11 protein-coding genes and 1 pseudogene are annotated in these 19388 nt (G+C 59.0%); 10 read left to right on the top strand and 2 right to left on the bottom strand.

Features of this window, described 5'->3' with window-relative positions; all coding sequences use genetic code 11:
- The first annotated feature begins 128 nt into the window (after window positions 1-128).
- From NL116_RS29795 to NL116_RS29780, 4 genes and pseudogenes are all read left to right on the top strand, one after another.
- Window positions 129-359, top strand: a complete 231-nt coding sequence (locus NL116_RS29795) for a hypothetical protein (protein ID WP_027922060.1) — start codon at window positions 129-131, stop codon at window positions 357-359.
- Window positions 356-658: a cell division protein ZapA gene (locus NL116_RS29790; protein ID WP_494375177.1), complete on the top strand. Its 303-nt coding sequence runs from the start codon at window positions 356-358 to the stop codon at window positions 656-658. Before NL116_RS29795 ends, NL116_RS29790 begins: the two co-directional genes overlap by 4 nt.
- 101 nt (window positions 659-759) lie before the next feature.
- A pseudogene (locus NL116_RS29785) lies at window positions 760-1785 on the top strand (cache domain-containing protein); the annotation flags it as partial.
- A gap of 66 nt (window positions 1786-1851) precedes the next feature.
- Entirely contained in the window at window positions 1852-2697 is an 846-nt protein-coding gene (locus NL116_RS29780; protein ID WP_494378155.1) for a methyl-accepting chemotaxis protein, read from the top strand.
- Between the two features lie 119 nt (window positions 2698-2816).
- Here NL116_RS29780 and NL116_RS29775 read toward each other — a convergent pair whose 3' ends face one another.
- A complete protein-coding gene (locus NL116_RS29775; RefSeq protein WP_494375176.1) occupies window positions 2817-4619 on the bottom strand; it encodes an acyl-CoA dehydrogenase in 1803 nt (600 codons plus the stop codon).
- 252 nt (window positions 4620-4871) lie between these two features.
- Window positions 4872-8822 carry a trifunctional transcriptional regulator/proline dehydrogenase/L-glutamate gamma-semialdehyde dehydrogenase gene (gene putA, locus NL116_RS29770; protein WP_494375175.1) on the bottom strand — a complete coding sequence of 1317 codons (3951 nt, stop codon included), beginning with the start codon at window positions 8820-8822 and terminating at the stop codon, window positions 4872-4874.
- A 463-nt stretch (window positions 8823-9285) separates the two neighbouring features.
- Between putA and putP the strand changes: the two genes are divergently transcribed.
- From putP to NL116_RS29740, 6 genes are all read left to right on the top strand, one after another.
- A complete protein-coding gene (putP, locus tag NL116_RS29765) occupies window positions 9286-10770 on the top strand; it encodes a sodium/proline symporter PutP (protein ID WP_494375174.1) in 1485 nt (494 codons plus the stop codon).
- A gap of 230 nt (window positions 10771-11000) precedes the next feature.
- Window positions 11001-13019: a type VI secretion system Vgr family protein gene (locus NL116_RS29760; RefSeq protein WP_494375173.1), complete on the top strand. Its 2019-nt coding sequence runs from the start codon at window positions 11001-11003 to the stop codon at window positions 13017-13019.
- A complete protein-coding gene (locus NL116_RS29755; protein WP_494375172.1) occupies window positions 13009-13746 on the top strand; it encodes a DUF4123 domain-containing protein in 738 nt (245 codons plus the stop codon). The genes NL116_RS29760 and NL116_RS29755 overlap by 11 nt, the downstream gene beginning before the upstream one ends.
- Window positions 13746-18527, top strand: a complete 4782-nt coding sequence (locus NL116_RS29750) for an RHS repeat-associated core domain-containing protein (RefSeq protein WP_494375171.1) — start codon at window positions 13746-13748, stop codon at window positions 18525-18527. The genes NL116_RS29755 and NL116_RS29750 overlap by 1 nt, the downstream gene beginning before the upstream one ends.
- Entirely contained in the window at window positions 18527-18886 is a 360-nt protein-coding gene (locus NL116_RS29745) for a hypothetical protein (RefSeq protein ID WP_494375170.1), read from the top strand. Before NL116_RS29750 ends, NL116_RS29745 begins: the two co-directional genes overlap by 1 nt.
- On the top strand, window positions 18873-19358 hold the full coding sequence (locus tag NL116_RS29740) for a hypothetical protein (RefSeq protein WP_494375169.1): 486 nt from the start codon (window positions 18873-18875) through the stop codon (window positions 19356-19358). The genes NL116_RS29745 and NL116_RS29740 overlap by 14 nt, the downstream gene beginning before the upstream one ends.
- Window positions 19359-19388: the final 30 nt, after the last annotated feature.

Here is a 19388-nt window from a genome sequence, read left to right as displayed (position 1 = left end):
ACAGTCTCTACTGCTCGCGAGAAAGGTCGCCCGCCAGGAAAATCAAGGCTTCAGGCCCCAATAACCCTGGCATCCGTGGTGACTTTTCTTTATCGTACGCGCCCTTTGAAAATGCTCGGAAAATCAAAATGTTGGAAGCATCCCTAAGCCAATTGGAACAGCTGGTAAATGACCTGGTGCAACAGAACCAGGCACTGCTGGGCACCAACCAGACCCTGAGTGCAGAACTGGCTCAGGCCAAGGATGAAAACGAAAGCCTGCAACTGAGCCTGATGGAGCAGGAAGAGAAGCAAGGCGCCACCGCCGCACGCATCCAGGCCCTGGTTGAGCGCGTCAGCGCCGGTCCGGTCAGCGCATGAATCACGGCGCCGCAGGGGTAAAAGTCGTCTCGATCCTGGGGGAGGACTATTCGATCAAGGCGCCGGCCGGGGAAGAGCAAACCCTGCTGGACGCCGCGATGATGTTGAAAGCTGCTTTGGCCGACACCAAACGGAAGTACCCGACCCTGATCGGTGACCGCCTGCTGGTATTGGCCGCGATGAATCTGTGTTCGCAGCAAATCGAAATGCAAAAGCAGCACAAGCAGGCACTCGACCGTTACCAAGAGCAAGTCAGCGCCACGGTTGAAGTGATCTCCAAGACGATCAATCAGGCCTGATCGGCTTTGCGCACAACCAAAGAATAAATTGTCGATAAGCGTTGTATACAATCGGCACGGCTGTTGCAGTGTTTCAGCCTCTTATTCTTTGGGGGTGCACCATGCAGTTCTGGCGACGCAGTATTCAATGGCAGTTGATCCTGAGCATGGGCACCGCCCTGCTGGTCAGTATCCTCATCGTGGTGGGTATTTATACCCTGGTGGTTAACCGTCTCGCCCAGAGCTATCTGGTCGAACAAGCCCTGCCTTCAAGCATCGAAGCGATGCGCAACGACATCGAACGAATCCTCGTTCAACCCCTCACCGCCGCCAAGGACATCGCCAGCAATAGCATGGTGCGCGACTGGTTGGCCGCGGGTGAAGACAGCGGCCGGACGGCTGAATTCGCGCAATACCTGGAAGGCATTCGCGCCGAGCATAAAGCGTTCACCGCGCTGATTATCGGCACCGGTTCAAATCATTATCTGACCGAAAAAGGCCTGGACCGGACCCTCAGCCGTTCCAACCCCAAAGACGCCTGGTTCTACTCATTTCTCGACAGCAATCAGCCGCGCACCCTCAATATCGACAATGACACCGCGACCGGAGAATTGGCGTTGTTCATCGACCTCAAGGTGCAGGCCGCCGGTAAAGTCGTGGGCGTTGCCGGCCTGGGGCTGAGCATGAAAGAGCTGTCGGAGCTGATCCACAACTTCAGCTTCGGAGCGCGCGGCAAGGTCTATCTCGTGCGTTCGGACGGTTTGATCCAAGTGCATCCCGAGGCGCAATTCAGCGGTAAACGCACCTTGGCCGAGCAAATCGGTGCCCCGGCGGCGCAAGCGGTCATGGGTCAAAAAACCGCCACAAACAGCAGCTTCATAAGAGACGGTGAAGACTTCCTCGCCTTGAGCCTGCCGCTGCGAGACCTGGGCTGGACGCTGGTGGCCGAAGTGCCGCAGTCGCAGATCTACGCTGAAGCACGCCGCGCCATGTGGATGAGCAGCGGCATCGGCCTGGCCGTGGCGCTGGTGTGCCTGATGCTGGTGGTGTTGCTGGCCCGTGGGTTGGTGCGCCCGATCCGGCAGGTAACAGCGGCGTTAGTGGCCATTGGTAGCGGTGGGGGAGATTTGACCCATCGGTTAGATTCCAGTCGTGCCGATGAACTGGGTGACTTGGCGCGCGGCTTCAATCGATTCCTCGACAGTCAGCGCGAGATGATCGGCGACGTGCTGACCACCAGCGAGCGCTTGCGCACCGCCGTCGGCCAAGTGGCGACGGTGGTGGACAACACGGCCCAGCGCTCCGGTCGGCAGCAGGAAATGACTGACATGGTCGCCACTGCCGTTCATGAGATGGGTTTGACCGTGCAGGAAATCGCCCAGAACGCCGGCAACGCGGCCGTTGCTTCGCAAAATGCCCGCGATGAAGCGATGCAGGCGCGGGAAGTGGTCGGCGGCTCGATCCGGCATATAGAAAGCATGTCCGATGAAATCGGCCTCGCGGCAACGGCGGTGGGCGATCTGGCCCATCAAGTAGCGTCTATCGATCAGGTGCTGGCGGTGATTCGCGGGATTTCCGAACAGACCAATTTGCTGGCGCTCAACGCCGCTATCGAAGCGGCGCGCGCCGGGGACATGGGGCGTGGGTTTGCGGTGGTGGCGGATGAAGTGCGCACCTTGGCGCGGCGCACGCAGGCGTCGACCGACGAGATTCAGCAGATGATCGGCAGCCTCAAGCAAGGCGCGGAGAATGCGGTGTCGTCCATGCATTCAGGGCAAGCGGCAACGGGCACCGGTGTCGAGTCGAGCCAGCGCACCGGGGCGTCGTTGACGGCGATTACCGGGCAGGTGGAGCGGATCAGCGACATGAACCATCAGGTGGCGACGGCAACGGAAGAGCAGTCGGCGGTGACCGAGGAGATCAACCGCAACGTACAGGGGATTTCGGATTTGGCCCGGGCTACGGCTGGCGAAGTCAGGGCTTGTCGCGAAGACTGTCAGACGTTGCAGCGGTTGGCGGATGATTTGGCGCGGCAGATGAGCAGTTTCAAGCTGAGCTGAAAAATGTGTTGCCTGAGCGGGCGCCTTCGCGAGCAAGCCCGCTCCCACATTTGATCGCATTTCAAGTGTGGGAGCGGGTTTGCTCGCGAATGGATTTCAGCAGCACCACAAAGCTCTGATCAGAACCACTCATCCTGCATGTTCAAGCACACATCATCCCGCGCCTCCAGAATCGCCAGCTCATGGTGGCAACCCGGCACTTCCCACGTCAGGAAATACCGCGCCGCCTGCAGCTTGCCCTTATAAAAGCTCACATCCGCCGCATGACCTTTGGCCAATCCTTCCTCGGCCCGAATCGCCTGTTCCAGCCAGCGCCAGCCAATCACCGTGTGCCCGAACACTTTCAGGTACAGCGCCGAATTCGCCAGGCTGCTGTTGACCTTGCCCTGCGCCAGATCAGTCAGCAGGCCGATGGTCACCGTTTGCAAACGCGCCACCAGTTTCTCCAGCGGTTCACGCAATGCGGTCAAGGATTCATACGCCTGCGCCCGCGCACCTGTGTCGGCGATCAGTCGGATCAGTTGCTTGAGCCCTGCCCCACCGTTCTGCGCCAGTTTGCGCCCGAGCAAGTCCAGCGACTGAATGCCGTGCGTCCCTTCGTGAATCGGGTTCAGGCGGTTGTCGCGGTAGTACTGCTCCACCGGATATTCGCGGGTATAGCCATGGCCACCAAGAATCTGGATCGCCAGTTCATTGGCCTTCAGGCAAAACTCCGACGGCCAGGATTTGACGATGGGCGTCAGCAAATCCAGCAACTCATGGGCCTGTTTGCGCTCGGCTTCGGTTTCAAGCGTGGTGGTGTCGTCGAACAATCGCGCCGCGTACAACCCGAGGTCGAACGAACCTTCGACATACGCTTTCTGCGTCAGCAACATGCGCTTGACGTCGGCGTGTTGAATGATCGCCACCGGCGCGGTGTTCGGGTCCTTGCTGTCCGGCACGCGACCTTGCGGGCGCTCCCGGGCGTATTCCAGCGAATACAGATACCCGGCGTAACCGAGCATCACCGCGCCCATGCCGACGCCGATCCGCGCTTCGTTCATCATCTGGAACATGTAGCTCAAACCGTGATGCGGCTTGCCCACCAGGTAGCCGACACACTCGCCGTTATCGCCGAAATTCAGCGCGGTTGACGTGGTGCCGCGCCAGCCCATCTTGTGAAACAACCCCGCCAGCAACACATCGTTGCGCTTGCCCAGGCTGCCGTCATCGTTGACCAGGAACTTGGGCACGATGAACAGCGAAATGCCCTTCACCCCGGCCGGCGCATCCGGCAGCTTGGCCAGCACCATGTGCACAATGTTTTCCGACAGCGGGTGATCGCCGCCGGAGATGAAGATCTTGTTGCCCTTAAGGCGATAGGTGCCGTCAGACGCAGGCTCGGCGCGTGTACGAATGTCCGACAGCGAAGAACCGGCGTGCGGCTCGGTCAGGGCCATGGTGCCGAAGAAGCGACCGTCAATCATCGGTTGCAGGAAGCGCTGCTTCTGTTCATCGGTGCCGAAGCTTTCGATCAGGTTGGCCGCGCCCATGGTCAGAAACGGATAGGACGTCGATGCCGCGTTGGCCGATTGAAAGTGCGCAAAGCAAGCCTGCGACAGCAGCGTAGGAAGTTGCATGCCTCCGGCGTCGAAACTGCGCGCCGCGTTGAGGAAACCGGCTTCGAGGAAGGCATCCACCGCCGGTTTCACTTCCGGAATCAGAATCGCCTGACCGTCCTCATAGCGCGGCTCGTTCTCGTCGCCCTTGCGGTTGTGCGGGGCGAAGAATTTCTCGGCGATGTTGCGGGCAGTGCCGATGGCGGCATCGAAGGTCTCGCGATTGTGCTCGGCGAAACGCTCACGCTGGGTCAGGCCCTCGGCATCGAGGACTTCATACAGCTCGAAAGCCAGATTGCGGGAACTGAGCAACGTCTCGGACATGGCGGCCTACCTTTTTTTGGAATGGACCGAGTCTAGGCGTGGGTAGGTTTGGGCGAAAGGAAGATTGATAACGGTGATAGACAGGCCAAACACGCAACCTGTAGGAGCCGGCTTGCTGGCGATCAATTCACCACGGTGTATCTGACGCACCGCTATCGCCAGCAAGCCGGCTCCTACAGAGTCTTGTGCGGAGTCAGATAAAAAATGGGCGCCGGTAAGGGCGCCCATTTTGTGTCGCTGACGTAGCAGTGATTAACCGATGGTCATCAAGCTCGCATTACCACCCGCCGCCGCCGTGTTAACGCTCAACGCCCGCTCGATCACCAGTCGCTCCAGCGCAATGTTGGTTTCGCCTTGGGACAAGCCATGAACCCCGACAATCGCCCCGGCACGCTTGGCCACTTGCTGGCACACCGCACGCAACTGATCCGAATGGCCATGATGCAGAACCGCATCAAACACCACTTCATCCTTGTTCCAGTCGGACACCAGTTTGATCCGTGCCTGAACTTCCTTCGGCAGGCGTGCGAACAACGCCTTGCTCACGTCAGATTCCGGCCACACCGCCGAACCACCGACCGCCAACACCGCTGCCAGTTGAGTCAACAGATCGCCTTCAACCTCGGCCAGACATAGCACGTGTTCGCGCGGCAGGATGGCGTAGCTGTTGCGCTCGCCGGTCGGGCCGGCCAGCACTCGGGTGATCCCGCTTTGCGATTGCGCTGCGTACTGCACGCACAGGGTGCTCAGGTCGGCAAACTTGTTGCTGTCGGCCCAGGCTTTCAGGGCGGTCAACGGCTTGCTCATGGCGTCACGCAGACGAACGTCCGGTGCAGCGAGAGCGTCACCGCGAGCGAAGGATTGTTCGATCGCATCGGTAGGACGTGTCGACAGCAGTCGGTACAGGTACAGCGGACCACCCGCCTTCGGACCCGTACCCGACAAGCCCTCGCCACCGAACGGCTGCACGCCAACCACAGCGCCAACAATGTTGCGGTTCACGTAGACGTTACCGGCATTGACGTTGTCGATCACCTTGGCGATGGTCTCGTCGATACGCGTGTGCACGCCCAGCGTCAGGCCATAACCGGAAGCGTTGATCTGACCGATCAGTTGATCGATGTCTTTGCGCTTGTAGCGAACCACGTGCAGCACCGGGCCGAAGATCTCCCGTTGCAGTTCGTCGAAGCTTTCCAGTTCGATCAGGGTCGGCATCACGAAGGTGCCGCGTTTGACTTCTTCGCTGTTGGCGATAGCCACCTGGTACACGTTGCGACCTTTGTCGCGCATGGCCTGGATGTGCTTCTCGATGCCAGCCTTGGCTTCGGCGTCGATCACCGGGCCGATGTCCACGGACAGGCGCTCAGGGTTGCCGAGACGGCATTCAGCCATGGCGCCCTTGAGCATTTCGATGACGCGGTCAGCGGAATCTTCCTGCAAGCACAGGACGCGCAGTGCCGAGCAACGTTGGCCGGCGCTGTCGAAGGCCGACGACACGACGTCGATCACGACCTGTTCGGTCAGTGCCGAAGAGTCGACGATCATCGCGTTCTGACCACCGGTTTCGGCGATCAGCGGGATCGGACGGCCCTGGGCATCCAGGCGACCGGCGATGTTGCGTTGCAGCAAACGAGCGACTTCGGTGGAGCCGGTGAACATCACGCCTTTAACGCGCTCGTCACCGACCAGCCCGGCACCCACGGTTTCGCCACGGCCCGGCAGCAGTTGCAGCACGCCTTCCGGAATTCCGGCTTCGAGCAGCAAACGCACGGCTTGCGCGGCGACCAGCGGAGTTTGTTCCGCAGGCTTGGCCAACACCGGGTTACCGGCCGCCAGTGCTGCCGCGACTTGGCCACTGAAAATGGCCAACGGGAAGTTCCACGGGCTGATGCACACCACCGGACCCAGTGGGCGGTGGGCGTCATTGGTGAAGTCGTTGCGCGCCTGCACTGCGTAATAACGCAGGAAATCCACGGCTTCACGCACTTCGGCGATGGCGTTGGCGAACGTCTTGCCGGCTTCACGAGCCAACAGGCCCATCAGCGGCTGGATCTCGCCTTCCATCAAATCGGCGGCACGCTCCAGAATCGCGGCACGTTCGGCGGGCGGGGTGGCCTGCCAGATCGGCGCGGCGTTCAGCGCACACTGGATCGCATTGTCGACGTCTTCGACGGTGGCTTCTTGCACATGGCCAACCACATCACGCAGATCGGACGGGTTCAGCACAGGCACAGGGGTTTCAGTGCTGGAGGCGCAACCGAGCATCGGCGCGGCTTTCCAGTGGTTGTGAGCTGTGGCCAGCAGGGCGCAGGACAGGGAAGCCAAACGATGTTCGTTAGCCATGTCGATGCCGCTGGAGTTGGCGCGCTCGGCACCATAAAGATCACGCGGCAGCGGGATGCGCGGGTGCGGCAGGCCGAAGCCGCCTTCCAGCGTCGCCATCTGCTCGATGCTGGCCACTGGATCGGCCACCAGCTCCTGGATCGAAATGGATTGGTCGGCGATGCGGTTGACGAACGAAGTGTTCGCACCGTTTTCCAGCAGACGCCGCACCAGGTACGCCAACAGCGTTTCGTGCGTGCCGACCGGAGCGTACACGCGGCACGGACGGTTCAGCTTGCCTTCGGACACTTTGCCTACAACCTGTTCGTACAGTGGTTCACCCATGCCGTGCAGGCACTGGAACTCGTACTGGCCGGGGTAATAGTTCTGACCGGCAATGTGGTAAATGGCCGACAGGGTGTGGGCGTTGTGCGTGGCGAATTGCGGGTAGATAACTTCCGGCACCGACAGCAGCTTGCGGGCGCAGGCGATGTAGGAAACGTCGGTGTACACCTTGCGGGTGTAGACCGGATAGCCTTCCAGGCCTTCGACCTGGGCGCGCTTGATTTCGCTGTCCCAGTACGCGCCTTTCACCAGACGGATCATCAGGCGATGACGGCTGCGGCGAGCCAGGTCGATCACGTAGTCGATCACGTACGGGCAACGCTTTTGGTACGCCTGGATCACGAAACCGATGCCGTTCCAGCCGGTCAGTTGCGGCTCGAAGCACAGACGCTCCAGCAGATCCAGCGACAGCTCGAGGCGGTCGGCTTCTTCGGCGTCGATGTTCAAACCGATGTCGTACTGCTTGGCCAGCAAGGTCAGCGACAGCAGGCGCGGGTACAACTCGTCCATCACACGCTCGTACTGCGCACGGCTGTAACGCGGGTGCAGTGCCGACAGCTTGATGGAAATGCCCGGGCCTTCATAAATCCCACGACCGTGGGACGCTTTGCCGATCGAGTGAATGGCTTGTTCGTACGAGGCCAGGTACTTCTGCGCATCGTGCTCGGTAAGTGCCGCTTCACCCAGCATGTCGTAGGAGTAGCGGAAACCCTTGGCTTCGAACTTGCTCGCGTTGGCCAGGGCTTCGGCGATGGTTTCGCCGGTCACGAACTGCTCGCCCATCAGGCGCATGGCCATGTCGACGCCCTTGCGGATCATCGGCTCGCCGCTCTTGCCGATGATGCGACTCAGGGAAGAAGTCAAACCGGCTTCGTTATGCGTAGAGACCAGTTTGCCGGTCAGCAGCAGGCCCCAGGTGGCGGCGTTGACGAACAGCGACGGGCTGTTGCCCAAGTGCGGGTGCCAGTTGCCGGTGCTGATCTTGTCGCGGATCAACGCGTCACGGGTGCCTTTGTCGGGGATGCGCAGCAGCGCTTCGGCCAGGCACATCAGCGCCACGCCTTCCTGGGACGACAGGGAAAATTCCTGCAACAGGCCCTGAACAATCCCGGCACGGCCACCGGCACTTTTCTGATTGCGCAGCTTCTCGGCAATCGAGGAGGCCAGTTTGTTGGTGGCTTCAGCCATCGCTGCCGGCAGACGTGCCTGCTCGATCAGCATCGGCACCACTTCCGGCTCCGGGCGACGGTAAGCGGCGGTGATCGAAGCGCGCAGCACCGATTGCGGCAGGATGCTTTCGGCGAATTCGAGGAAGCACTGGTGAGCGTGATCCAGAGGCGCATCGACGGCGTCGTCGGAATCCTTGGTCAAACCGCTCAGCTCGGTCAGGGTTGCACCACCCTCGAGTTTTTCCAGGTAATTGAAAATTGCCTGCTTGATCAGCCAGTGCGGCGTGCGATCAATCGAGGTCGCGGCAGCCTTGAGGCGCTCGCGGGTCGGGTCGTCAAGTTTGACCCCAAGGGTGGTGGTAGCCATTTTTTTATCCTCATGTTTGCCACGACCGCGTGGCATCAGCTGGCGGCAAGATTAGCTGTGCAACCGTTGAGGTGCAACCGGGTGCAACCCTTTTTTTGTCGGAATAATAAGCAGCTCGTCAGGAATTAAATTCCGGTACGAACGTACTGCTTCGGCTTGGTGCTTTTACTTCTAGAAACGTCGCGTGACTGCGCTAAAAGGGAGCAAAAACCCCCTGGTTTTGCGGAAAACAGTGTGGGTGCAACTAAATCTCACGAAATGGGTTGCACCTTATTTGGGTTGTTGAATAGGATTCGCGCCCCAAGGTGCAACCGGATGAAAAATCGGTGCGCCGGCTGATGGCTTTCCTGGGGAAACATCAGTCTTAAATGCGCGGGCATTGAAATCGTCTGAACAAGCGGTGACGTTTGTCGGCGGGTTCACACGCTGACGCTACATAAAAACAAAGCCAGGGCATCACAGAATGAGCGTAAGCAATCCAACCCTGATCACGTTCGTGATCTACATCGCAGCAATGGTGCTGATCGGCTTGATGGCCTATCGCTCCACCAACAACCTTTCGGACTACATTCTGGGCGGTCGCAGCCTGGGCAGCGTCGTCACAGCCTTGTCCGCCGGTGCCTCCGACATGAGTGGCTGGTTGTTGATGGGCCTGCCGGGCGCCATCTACATGTCTGGCCTGTCTGAAAGCTGGATCGCCATTGGCCTGATCATCGGTGCTTATCTGAACTGGCTGTTCGTCGCTGGCCGTCTGCGCGTGCAGACCGAGCACAACGGCGATGCCCTGACCCTGCCGGATTACTTCGCCAGCCGTTTTGAAGACAAAAGCGGCCTGTTGCGGATCATTTCTGCGGTGGTGATCCTGGTGTTCTTCACCATTTACTGCGCTTCCGGCATCGTCGCTGGGGCCCGTCTGTTTGAAAGCACCTTTGGCATGTCCTACGAGACTGCGCTGTGGGCCGGCGCTGCGGCGACGATTGCCTACACCTTCGTCGGCGGTTTCCTCGCCGTTAGCTGGACCGATACCGTACAAGCCACGCTGATGATCTTCGCGCTGTTGCTGACGCCGATCATCGTGCTGCTGGCTACCGGCGGCATCGACACCACCTTCCTGGCCATCGAAGCGCAAGACGCCAGCAACTTCGACATGCTGAAAAACACCACCTTCATCGGCATCATCTCGCTGATGGGCTGGGGTCTGGGCTACTTCGGCCAGCCGCACATCCTTGCGCGTTTCATGGCGGCCGATTCGGTCAAGTCGATTGCCAACGCCCGTCGTATCTCCATGACCTGGATGATCCTGTGCCTGGGTGGCACTGTTGCCGTAGGTTTCTTCGGTATCGCCTACTTCTCGGCGAACCCTGATCTGGCCGGTCCGGTCACTGAAAACCACGAGCGTGTGTTCATCGAGCTGGCGAAAATCCTCTTCAACCCATGGGTTGCCGGTGTGTTGCTGTCGGCCATTCTGGCTGCCGTGATGAGCACCCTGAGCTGCCAGTTGCTGGTGTGCTCGAGCGCCCTGACCGAAGACTTCTACAAAACCTTCCTGCGTAAATCCGCTTCCCAGGTGGAACTGGTCTGGGTCGGCCGCGCCATGGTGCTGCTGGTTGCCCTGATCGCCATCGCGTTGGCCGCCAACCCGCAAAACCGCGTACTGGGTTTGGTCAGCTACGCCTGGGCCGGTTTTGGTGCTGCGTTCGGTCCTGTCGTCCTGATCTCGGTGATCTGGAAAGACATGACCCGCAACGGCGCACTGGCCGGCATTCTGGTCGGTGCGATCACCGTGATCGTGTGGAAACACTTCGAACTGCTGGGCCTGTACGAAATCATCCCTGGTTTCATCTTCGCCAGCCTGGCGATCTACATCGTCAGCAAGCTGGGTTCGCCGACTCACGGCATGCTTCAGCGTTTCGCTGCGGCCGAGGCAGATTTCCGTCTGAACAAGTGATGGGGATGAGCTAAGGCTCTGACCTTTCGCCGAACATGAAAACGGCCCGCTTCCTTGTGGAGGTGGGCCGTTTTTTTTGGTTTGCAGGAAATGTCTGTAGTCAAACATCCCAACTTTTGAAGGACAAAATCCCTAAAAACGTAGGGCAAATCTGATTTTCCTGTCCCTCCCGCAACACCCCTTGTCGCTCATGCAGAATCGCCCGCCCTCATTCTGCAGAGACACATCGGATGTTCGCTCCTGCCAATCAACCGCGTTTCACGTTGACGATCGACGGCGTCCAGATTGAGCTCAAGGTGCTTGAGTTCACGGGCACGGAAGCCATCAGCCAACCCTACCGCTTCGACCTGGAACTGGTCAGCGACCGGCCGGACATCGAGCTCGAAACCCTGCTGCATCGTCAGGCCTTTCTGAGTTTCGACGCACAAGGTTCCGGTATACACGGTCAGATCTTTCGCATCGGACAAAGCGATTCCGGGAAACGTCTGACGGGCTACCAAATCAGCCTCGTACCGCGGCTGGCCTACCTCGGTCAGCGCATCAATCAGCGGATCTTCCAGCACAAAAGCGTGCCGGCGATCATCGCGCAGGTCCTCAAGGACCATGGCATTCAGCGTGATGCGTTCGAGTTTCAACTGGGCAGCGACTACGCGCCTCGCGAGTACTGCGTGCAGTACGCCGAAAGCGATCTGGCGTTCCTCCAGCGGTTGTGCGCCGAGATCGGCATCCACTACCACTTCCAGCACAGCCCCGACGGGCATTTGCTGGTGTTCGGCGATGACCAGACCGTTTTCCCTCGTCTGCCCGAGTCGACGCTGTACCTGCCCGGCAGTGGCATGGCGGCAGACGCGCCGGCCATCAAGCGTTTCAACGTGCGTCTGGAGACCCGCACCACGGCGGTCACCCGTCGCGATTACGACTTCCAGAAACCGCGTCTCTCCCTGGAAAACCGAGTCGACAGCGAACAGCGTCCGGTGCTGGAGGATTATCACTTCCCCGGCCAATTCACCGACCGCGAGCATGGCAAACAGCTGACACAGCGAGCGCTGGAACGGCACAACGCAGACTTCCGTCTGGCCGAAGGTCGTGGCGACGATTCTGCCTTGGTCAGCGGACATTTCCTGCACCTCGCCGAGCACCCGCGTCAGGCGTGGAACGACCTGTGGCTGATCACTGAAATCGAACACCGTGGCCGACAGCCGCAAGTGCTGGAGGAGTCGGCCACCAGTGATGACCCGGATGATTTCCAGGGTTATCGCAATACCTTTCTGGCGACGCCGTGGGATGTTTCGTTTCGTCCATCCCAGGGGCCGGAAAAACCACGGATGCTCGGTTACCAACCTGCCGTGGTCACCGGTCCTGTCGACAGCGAAATCCATTGCGATGAGTTCGGCCGGGTAAAGGTCCAGCTCGCTTGGGACCGCGACGGTCAGCTCAATGAGCATTCCAGTTGCTGGTTGCGGGTCGCCACGGGCTGGGCCCACGACCATTACGGCAGCGTGCTGATCCCACGAGTGGGCATGGAAGTGCTGGTGGGTTTCATCGACGCTGATGCCGACAAACCGCTGGTGATGGGCTGCCTGCCGAATGCGGCGACGCCCGTTCCGCTGGACCTGCCGGCCGACAAGACCCGCAGTATTTTCCGCAGTCAGAGCAGCCCGGGAGGCGGGGGATACAACGAACTGCGCATCGAGGATCGCAAAGGCGCCGAGGAAATCTACCTGCGCGCCCAGCGAAACTGGACCCAGCACGTGTTGAACGATCAGCAGGTGCAGGTCGATAACCAGCGCAGCATCGTGGTCACCGGCACCGCCCGCCACGAGTTGAAAGCCGACGAACAACGCATCACCCACGGCCAGCGCCAGACCGAAGTGAAGCTCGACGATCACTTGGTGGTGATGGGTGATCGGCACATCCGCGTGACCAGCCAGGCGCTTAACGCCAGCCAGCAATTCCACGTCAGCGCCGGCCAGCAAGTGGTGATCGACGGCGGCGCCAGCGCGACGATTCAGGCCGGCGGGCAGTGGATCAACATTGGGCCCGGGGGGATTTTCAGTAGCGTGCCGATTCAGGTGGGCGGGGCGTTGGTGCCGGCGATGGCGGCTGCGCCAACGTCGCCGAATACGCCGTTGAAACTCGCGGCTGCGCCGGCAGCGTTGTTGAGCGCCGCACAGATCATGAGCCTGAAAAGCGACGCGCCGTTTTGTGAGGAATGCGAGCGTTGCAAGGACGGTGTCTGTGCAGCCTGATCATTTGACGCCTCGCGAGTGGCTGGACCGGCAGCCGCTGAAACCGTCTGAACAGCTCTTTGCGATCTTCAGCAATGCCAGCGCGGCTGAGCCGTTCAACGTTTGGCAGCGCTCGATCACCGTTCACGCGCCGCTCCCGATTTGGGCCGACACCGCCTACGCCGAGTGGGAACCGGTGATGCCTTTTGTGGGAATCGTCGCGGCGGGCAGTGAGTTTCTTGAATGGGTCGCTGCCACCGAGTCTCGCGATTGGGGTTGGTTGGCGGTTTCTTCTGCGGTTCAAGAAGTGCTGGTCGAGCATCTGCGCAGCCTTACCCAGGCTCTTTTGCCAAACGGGAATGCGGTGTTTTTCCGCTTCTGGGACGGGCGTTATGTGCTGCCGATTCTTCAGTCCGGCGAAGTGAATGCCACGCAGTTAATGCCTGTGATTGACCGTTGTTTGATCAATGGTCAGCCGCTCGATATCGGTGGCAGTGCGCTGAAAACTTCCAGGATTTTTCCGTGGTGGGAGGTTTCCGGGTCGCTACTCGAGTTCCTCGCAGACGAGTCCGCGGCGACTCGCATCAACAACTTGCTGATGTGGTTGAGCGAAGACCGACCTGATCTTTATGAGGCGTTTTCGCCGAGCGTTTTGCGCCACAAAGTCGCGCTCTTCTTGCAAACGCCGGACCTGCCTCAAGCACCGAAATCAGCCTTGGTGGATTACCTGATGACGGAGTTGGACTGATGGATCAGACCGTACGGATCGAGCAGGAGCTCGACGGATTTAAAGACACGCTGGTTTTGTATCGCCAGCAACTTAGCAGCTTCTTGGGGCGCAATACCGACAGGGTCAGCCGGGCGATGGATTTGCCTTCGCTGATGAGCATGGAGCGGCTGATAAAACTTGGGAACACCACGACTGCGGTGAGCAGTGGTGATGATGATTTTTTCTCCAGTGTTGCGCAGTGTCCAGATAGCAAGATTCTGGAGATCGAGAGCAAGTTTGAATCGGTTTATGACATTCCGTTGGGGAACATTTCGGTTGATGTGATTGCTGTTGATAGCGGCGAGAGCACACCGGTCAAGCTCGATGAAAACGGTAAAGGGCAGTTCGTAGGGATACCCGGCAAGTTCTATCGGGTTCATGTTCAGCGTGAAGTTACGCCGGCTCAAATAGAAGACCTTTTCTCTTCTTACAACGGCCTGACCAAAGACCTGGACGGCTGGCTACGCAAAGAATGGGAAGGGTTCAAGCCCCAGTGGTCGCAGTCGACTTTTGCCGCGGCAGGTAACGGAATGCTCGCGGGAAGTTGGGCGGCGATTTCTGGTGTGTGGGACAGCATCAGCCTGCTCTCGGACATTCTTCAGGATCCCCGCAAGTTCGTTGGACGGTTGGGTAGCGGCGCCGCCCAACTAGCCAAGCTGGCAGAAGACTTTCCGGCAACGATGGAAAAAGTCCAGTTGCTGGTCAGTGACGAAGCGGCGCTCTGTTTATTGCTTCGCACCGCGAGCCTCTGGTTGGAGATGCTGCCGCCCAGCGAAATCGCCGGTAAAACGACTGAAGCGGTTTCGACGGCAGTGGTGCAGTTGCTCATCGATATTCTGATCGGAATCGTTTTGACCTTCGCCGGTGCGGGGGCGGGCATTGCCTATCTGGGGATGCGTCTTGCCCACTACGGCGCCCGGATCGTCAGCGCCGTATTGGGTTTCGTCAAAGCGATCTTCACGATCATCAACAGTTTCATGTCCTACGTGGATCGCTACAAAGCGGTCGCCGCGCGCGGCGTCGCGGCCGGTTTGAAACAAGGCCGCATGCAACTGCGTTGGGATGCCAAACGCAACACCACCCTCAAGCAAAACGAACACCACGACAACGCCCCGGATCAGGCGAAAAATCCCAACGGCGACGCTGCCGATTCCGCCAACAAAACCGCCACCAACAAATGCCCGGTGTCGATGGTCACTGGCGAAGAACTGCTGACCCTCACCGACGGTTCGCTGGACGGCGTCCTGCCGTTCGACTTCACCCGGCTCTACCGCACCAGCGCCGCCGAGATCGACTGCGGTCTCGGTTTTGGCTGGAGCCATTCGCTTTCCCATCGACTGGACATCGACGGCGACAGCGTCATCTGGATCGACCACGAAAACCGTCGCACCCCATTCCCGCTGCCGACCGCTGAACGCCCGGAGATCCACAACAGCCTGTCGCGCGCGGCGATTTATCTCGGCGCTGAACCGGAAGAACTGATCCTCGCCCAGGCCGGTGACGACGCACGGTTTTATCACTTCCACCACGGTCGACTCACAGCGATCAGCGACGCCTACGACAATCGCCTGCGCATCACCCGCGACCGCCAAGAGCGCATCCAGCGCCTCGACAACGGCGCCGGTCGCGCCCTGCGCTTGCGTTATGAGCGCAGCCATTTGGTCGCCGTCGATTATCAGGTTTTCGCCCCGGCCCAAACCCAGGACGAAGCTTGGCTGACCGAGCAGACCCTGGTCGGTTACCGCTACGACGAACGCGGTCGACTCATCGAAGCCACCAACGCCGCCGGCGAAAGCGAGCGCTACGACTACGACGATCAGCACGTCATTCTCCAGCGACAACTGGCCGGTGGGGCGAGTTTCTTCTGGGCGTGGGAAAGGTCCGGCAAGGCCGCCCGATGCATCCGCCACTGGGCGTCGTTTGCGCAGATGGACGCGCGATATGCCTGGGATGACCAAGGCAGCGTCACCGTCCACAACCTCGACGGCAGCGAAGAGGTTTACGTCCACGACGACCGGGCGCGGCTGGTGCGCAAGGTCGAACTGGATGGCGGTGAACACCTCAAGGCCTACGACGACCAGGGTCGGCTGATTGCCGAGCAGGACCCGCTCGGCACGGTCACCGAATACCGCTACGACGAAGTCGGACGCTTGGTGGCGCTGATTCCGCCAGAAGATGAGCCCACGGCCTACGAGTATCGCAACGGTTTCCTGCACGCACGCTATCGCGGCAAAGCGGTGTGGAAGTATCAGCGCAATGCCCAGGGCGATGTCACCGAAGCGACCGATCCCGATGGCCATGTCACCCATTACCACTACGACGAAAAAGGTCTGCTGCTGTCGATCCGCTACCCGGACACCAGTCGGCATGTGTTCGTCTGGAACGGTTTGGGGCAACGGGTCGAGGAAACGCTGCCGGACGGCGGGGTGCGGCGCTTTTCCTACGATGCACTGGGTCGGCAGATTACCCGTCAGGACGAACATGGCTCGGTCACCCAGTCGCAATGGGACGCCGTTGGCCGACTGATCCAGACGACTTCGCCTACCGGCGCCAGTCGCACCTACCGCTACAACGCCTACGGAAAAATCACCGCCGAACGCGACGAACTCGGCCGCCTCACGCGCTACGAATACCTCGACGACCTGCACCTGGTCAGCCGCCGCCTCAATGCCGACGGCACCCAGCTGAAGTACCGCTACGACAACGCGCAACTGTTGCTCACGGAAATCGAAAACGAATCCGGCGACAAATATCGGCTGGACTACACGCCGGGCGGATTGATCCGACAGGAAACCGGCTTCGACGGCCAACGCACGGCGTATGCCTACGACCTCAATGGCCAACTGCTGGAGAAAACCGAGTTCGGTGCTGACGGTTCGCAACTGATCACCGCTTACGAGCGGGATTCGGCCGGGCGCTTGCTGGTCAAAACCCTGCCCGACGGCCTCAAGGTCGAATACCGCTACGACAGCCTCGGCCGGTTGAACGGCGTCGACGACGGCCACGACCATCCGCTGGAATTCGAGTATGACCAACAAGACCGACTAATCACCGAACATCAGGGCTGGGGCACCCTGCGCTATGGCTACGACGCCTGCGGCCAACTCAATCGCCTTCGCCTGCCGGACGGCAGCAAACTCGATTACCACCACGCCAAGGGCGGCGCGCTCACCGCCATCGACCTCAACGGCGCTCGGCTCACCGGCCACCGGTTTGCCTTCGGCCGCGAGCAACAACGCCAGCAAGGTCAACTGCTTAGCGACTATGCCTACGACGATCAGGGCCGACTGAAGGCTCACGCTGTCAGCCAACAGCAGCAACCGCTGTATCGCCGCGACTATGCCTACAGCACCAACGGCAATCTCGACAGCATCGCCGACTCCCGTCACGGCCAACGCAACTACCAATACGACCCGCTCAACCGCCTGACCCGCGTCCGCCACACGCGCGACACCCCGCCGGAATCCTTCGCCCACGACCCGGCCGGCAACCTGCTGATGCAAGACCGCCCCGGCGCCGCGAAGGTGCGGGGCAATCGGTTGCTGATGCAAGGCGACCGCCACTACGACTACGACGCCTTCGGCAACCTGATCCGCGAACGCCGCGGCACCGCGCAAAAACTCGTCACCGAATACCGCTACGACTGCCAACATCGCCTGATCGGCGTCACCACCCCGAATGGCCGCACCGCCAGCTACCGCTACGACGCCTTCGGCCGTCGCATCGCCAAAACCGTCGATGGCCACACCACCGAGTTCTTCTGGCAAGGCGACCACCTCGTCGCCGAAAGCAGCCGCGACCATTACCGCAGCTACGTCTACGAACCCGGCAGCTTCCGCCCGCTGGCCATGCTCGACGGCAAAGGCCCGCGCAAAGCCTGCCCGTTCTACTACCAACTCGACCACCTCGGCACGCCGCAAGAACTCACCGATTTTGGTGGCGAGATCGTCTGGTCAGCGAAGTACAACGCCTACGGCAAAGTCACTCGCCAGACGTTCGGCGGGGGCGAGCAACTTGAACAACCGTTACGGTTTCAGGGCCAATACTTCGACGCCGAGAGCGGCCTGCACTACAACCGGCATCGGTACTATGATCCAGAGATCGGTCGCTACCTGACGCCGGACCCCATCAAGTTGGCGGGTGGGCTGAACCCGTATCAATACACGCCGAATCCGACGGGGTGGGTTGATCCGTTGGGGTTGAGCGGGAATTGTCCGCCGCCGAATAAGCCAGGGTGTGGGGCGCCGGATGATACGACTGGCGTTAAGGTTGATGAGGGTGAGCCGGCGCTGCCGAAAATGGCGGCTGAGCAGCGACGAGCAAGAATTGATGAGTTATCAGAGTCGGTTTTTAAAAGGCGCTTGAAGGAAATGGAAGAATCGATTGATGGTGCCCATTTTCAGCAGAAACATGGAGCACAAACAACCCTGCAATCCCAGTTTGATCGGGTGAAGGAAGGCAGGAATCCCACGACAGGCGAAATAGAAAGGTACGCGAAAGGAAAGAAAAAAGGCGAGCCCGTCATTCCTTCAGCCGCGACGCGTTTTCTCAGTCATCGTGATCAATTTAATGCAATACAACGTGCTCAGTTAATTTTTAGGCAAAGTGGTATAGATGCTTCACGACAACCTATTGATATGGGTAAAAAAATAGGTGAAGGGTTTAAAAGGGAGGGGTTGCAGTATGGTGAGCAGACTAGAGCGGTCGTCATACTGGATAAAAATGGTAATGCAAAAACTTCATACACGGAATTTGACTGATGAATAGGCCCCACACACTGTGGAGTATACGAGGTCTGCTTTTCGTTTTTGATATTGAAAATACGCATGATTTGGAGCGGGAGGAGGTTATCGTTTCTAAGAATGTGAATGATGACAAAGAACTTGCCGAGCTTTTTGACGCCTTGCTACGCCCGGAATTTTTTATTTATAGTGAGCAAGAGCGCATTTCATTAATCGAAACCTTGTCTTATTTTTTAGAGGAAGGTAACAGTTTTGATGAGATTTTTTCAAAAATGGACACATATTTTGATGATGATGTTAAAGATCAAAGACGGTTTATGACAGTTCTTATTAATTGTTTGGAGCGGTATCAAGATCAAGGAGGTGGCGATAATTAGTTCTAAAGAAAGAAAAAATATGGTATCTGGACCGATTTTTACCAAAGAGGACTTTGAAGGGGCGGATTTATTTTGTTGCCAGCTTCGAAGGTGTTGTTATAGATCAACAAATAAGTTCGTCCCATTTTTCCTTAAAACGAAAGGCGTTCCATTTTCAGACGGCACCGTTGAAAAAATAACATGTGAGCGTAAGCGCATTTTTATAGAGTTTCTGGATTGGCAGGGAGTGCGTTGGATTATTACCTTTGAAAATGTTCTAGGCTTTAAGTCTGTTGGAGCTGTGGGGAGGGAGGTGTCAGAGATGTTTGTGAAGAATGTAACCCCTTTGTCGCAGGAATTGGCGTTGATCGAACCTTTGGATGTCGGGTTTAACTACTGCTTTACCTGTGCTCGCGAAGGCAACGTTATTCTGACTATAGTAGCTAGCGGATACACGACTGAAAAATGCATTGAGATGCGGCAGATACTTTAGCCAAGCAAATTTTCTCGTCTGGGAAAGAAG

Source organism: Pseudomonas sp. FBCC-B1667, from assembly GCF_059133255.1.
The sequence above is the reverse complement of the archived record's forward strand: the minus strand, read 5'-3'. Positions and strand labels throughout refer to the sequence as shown.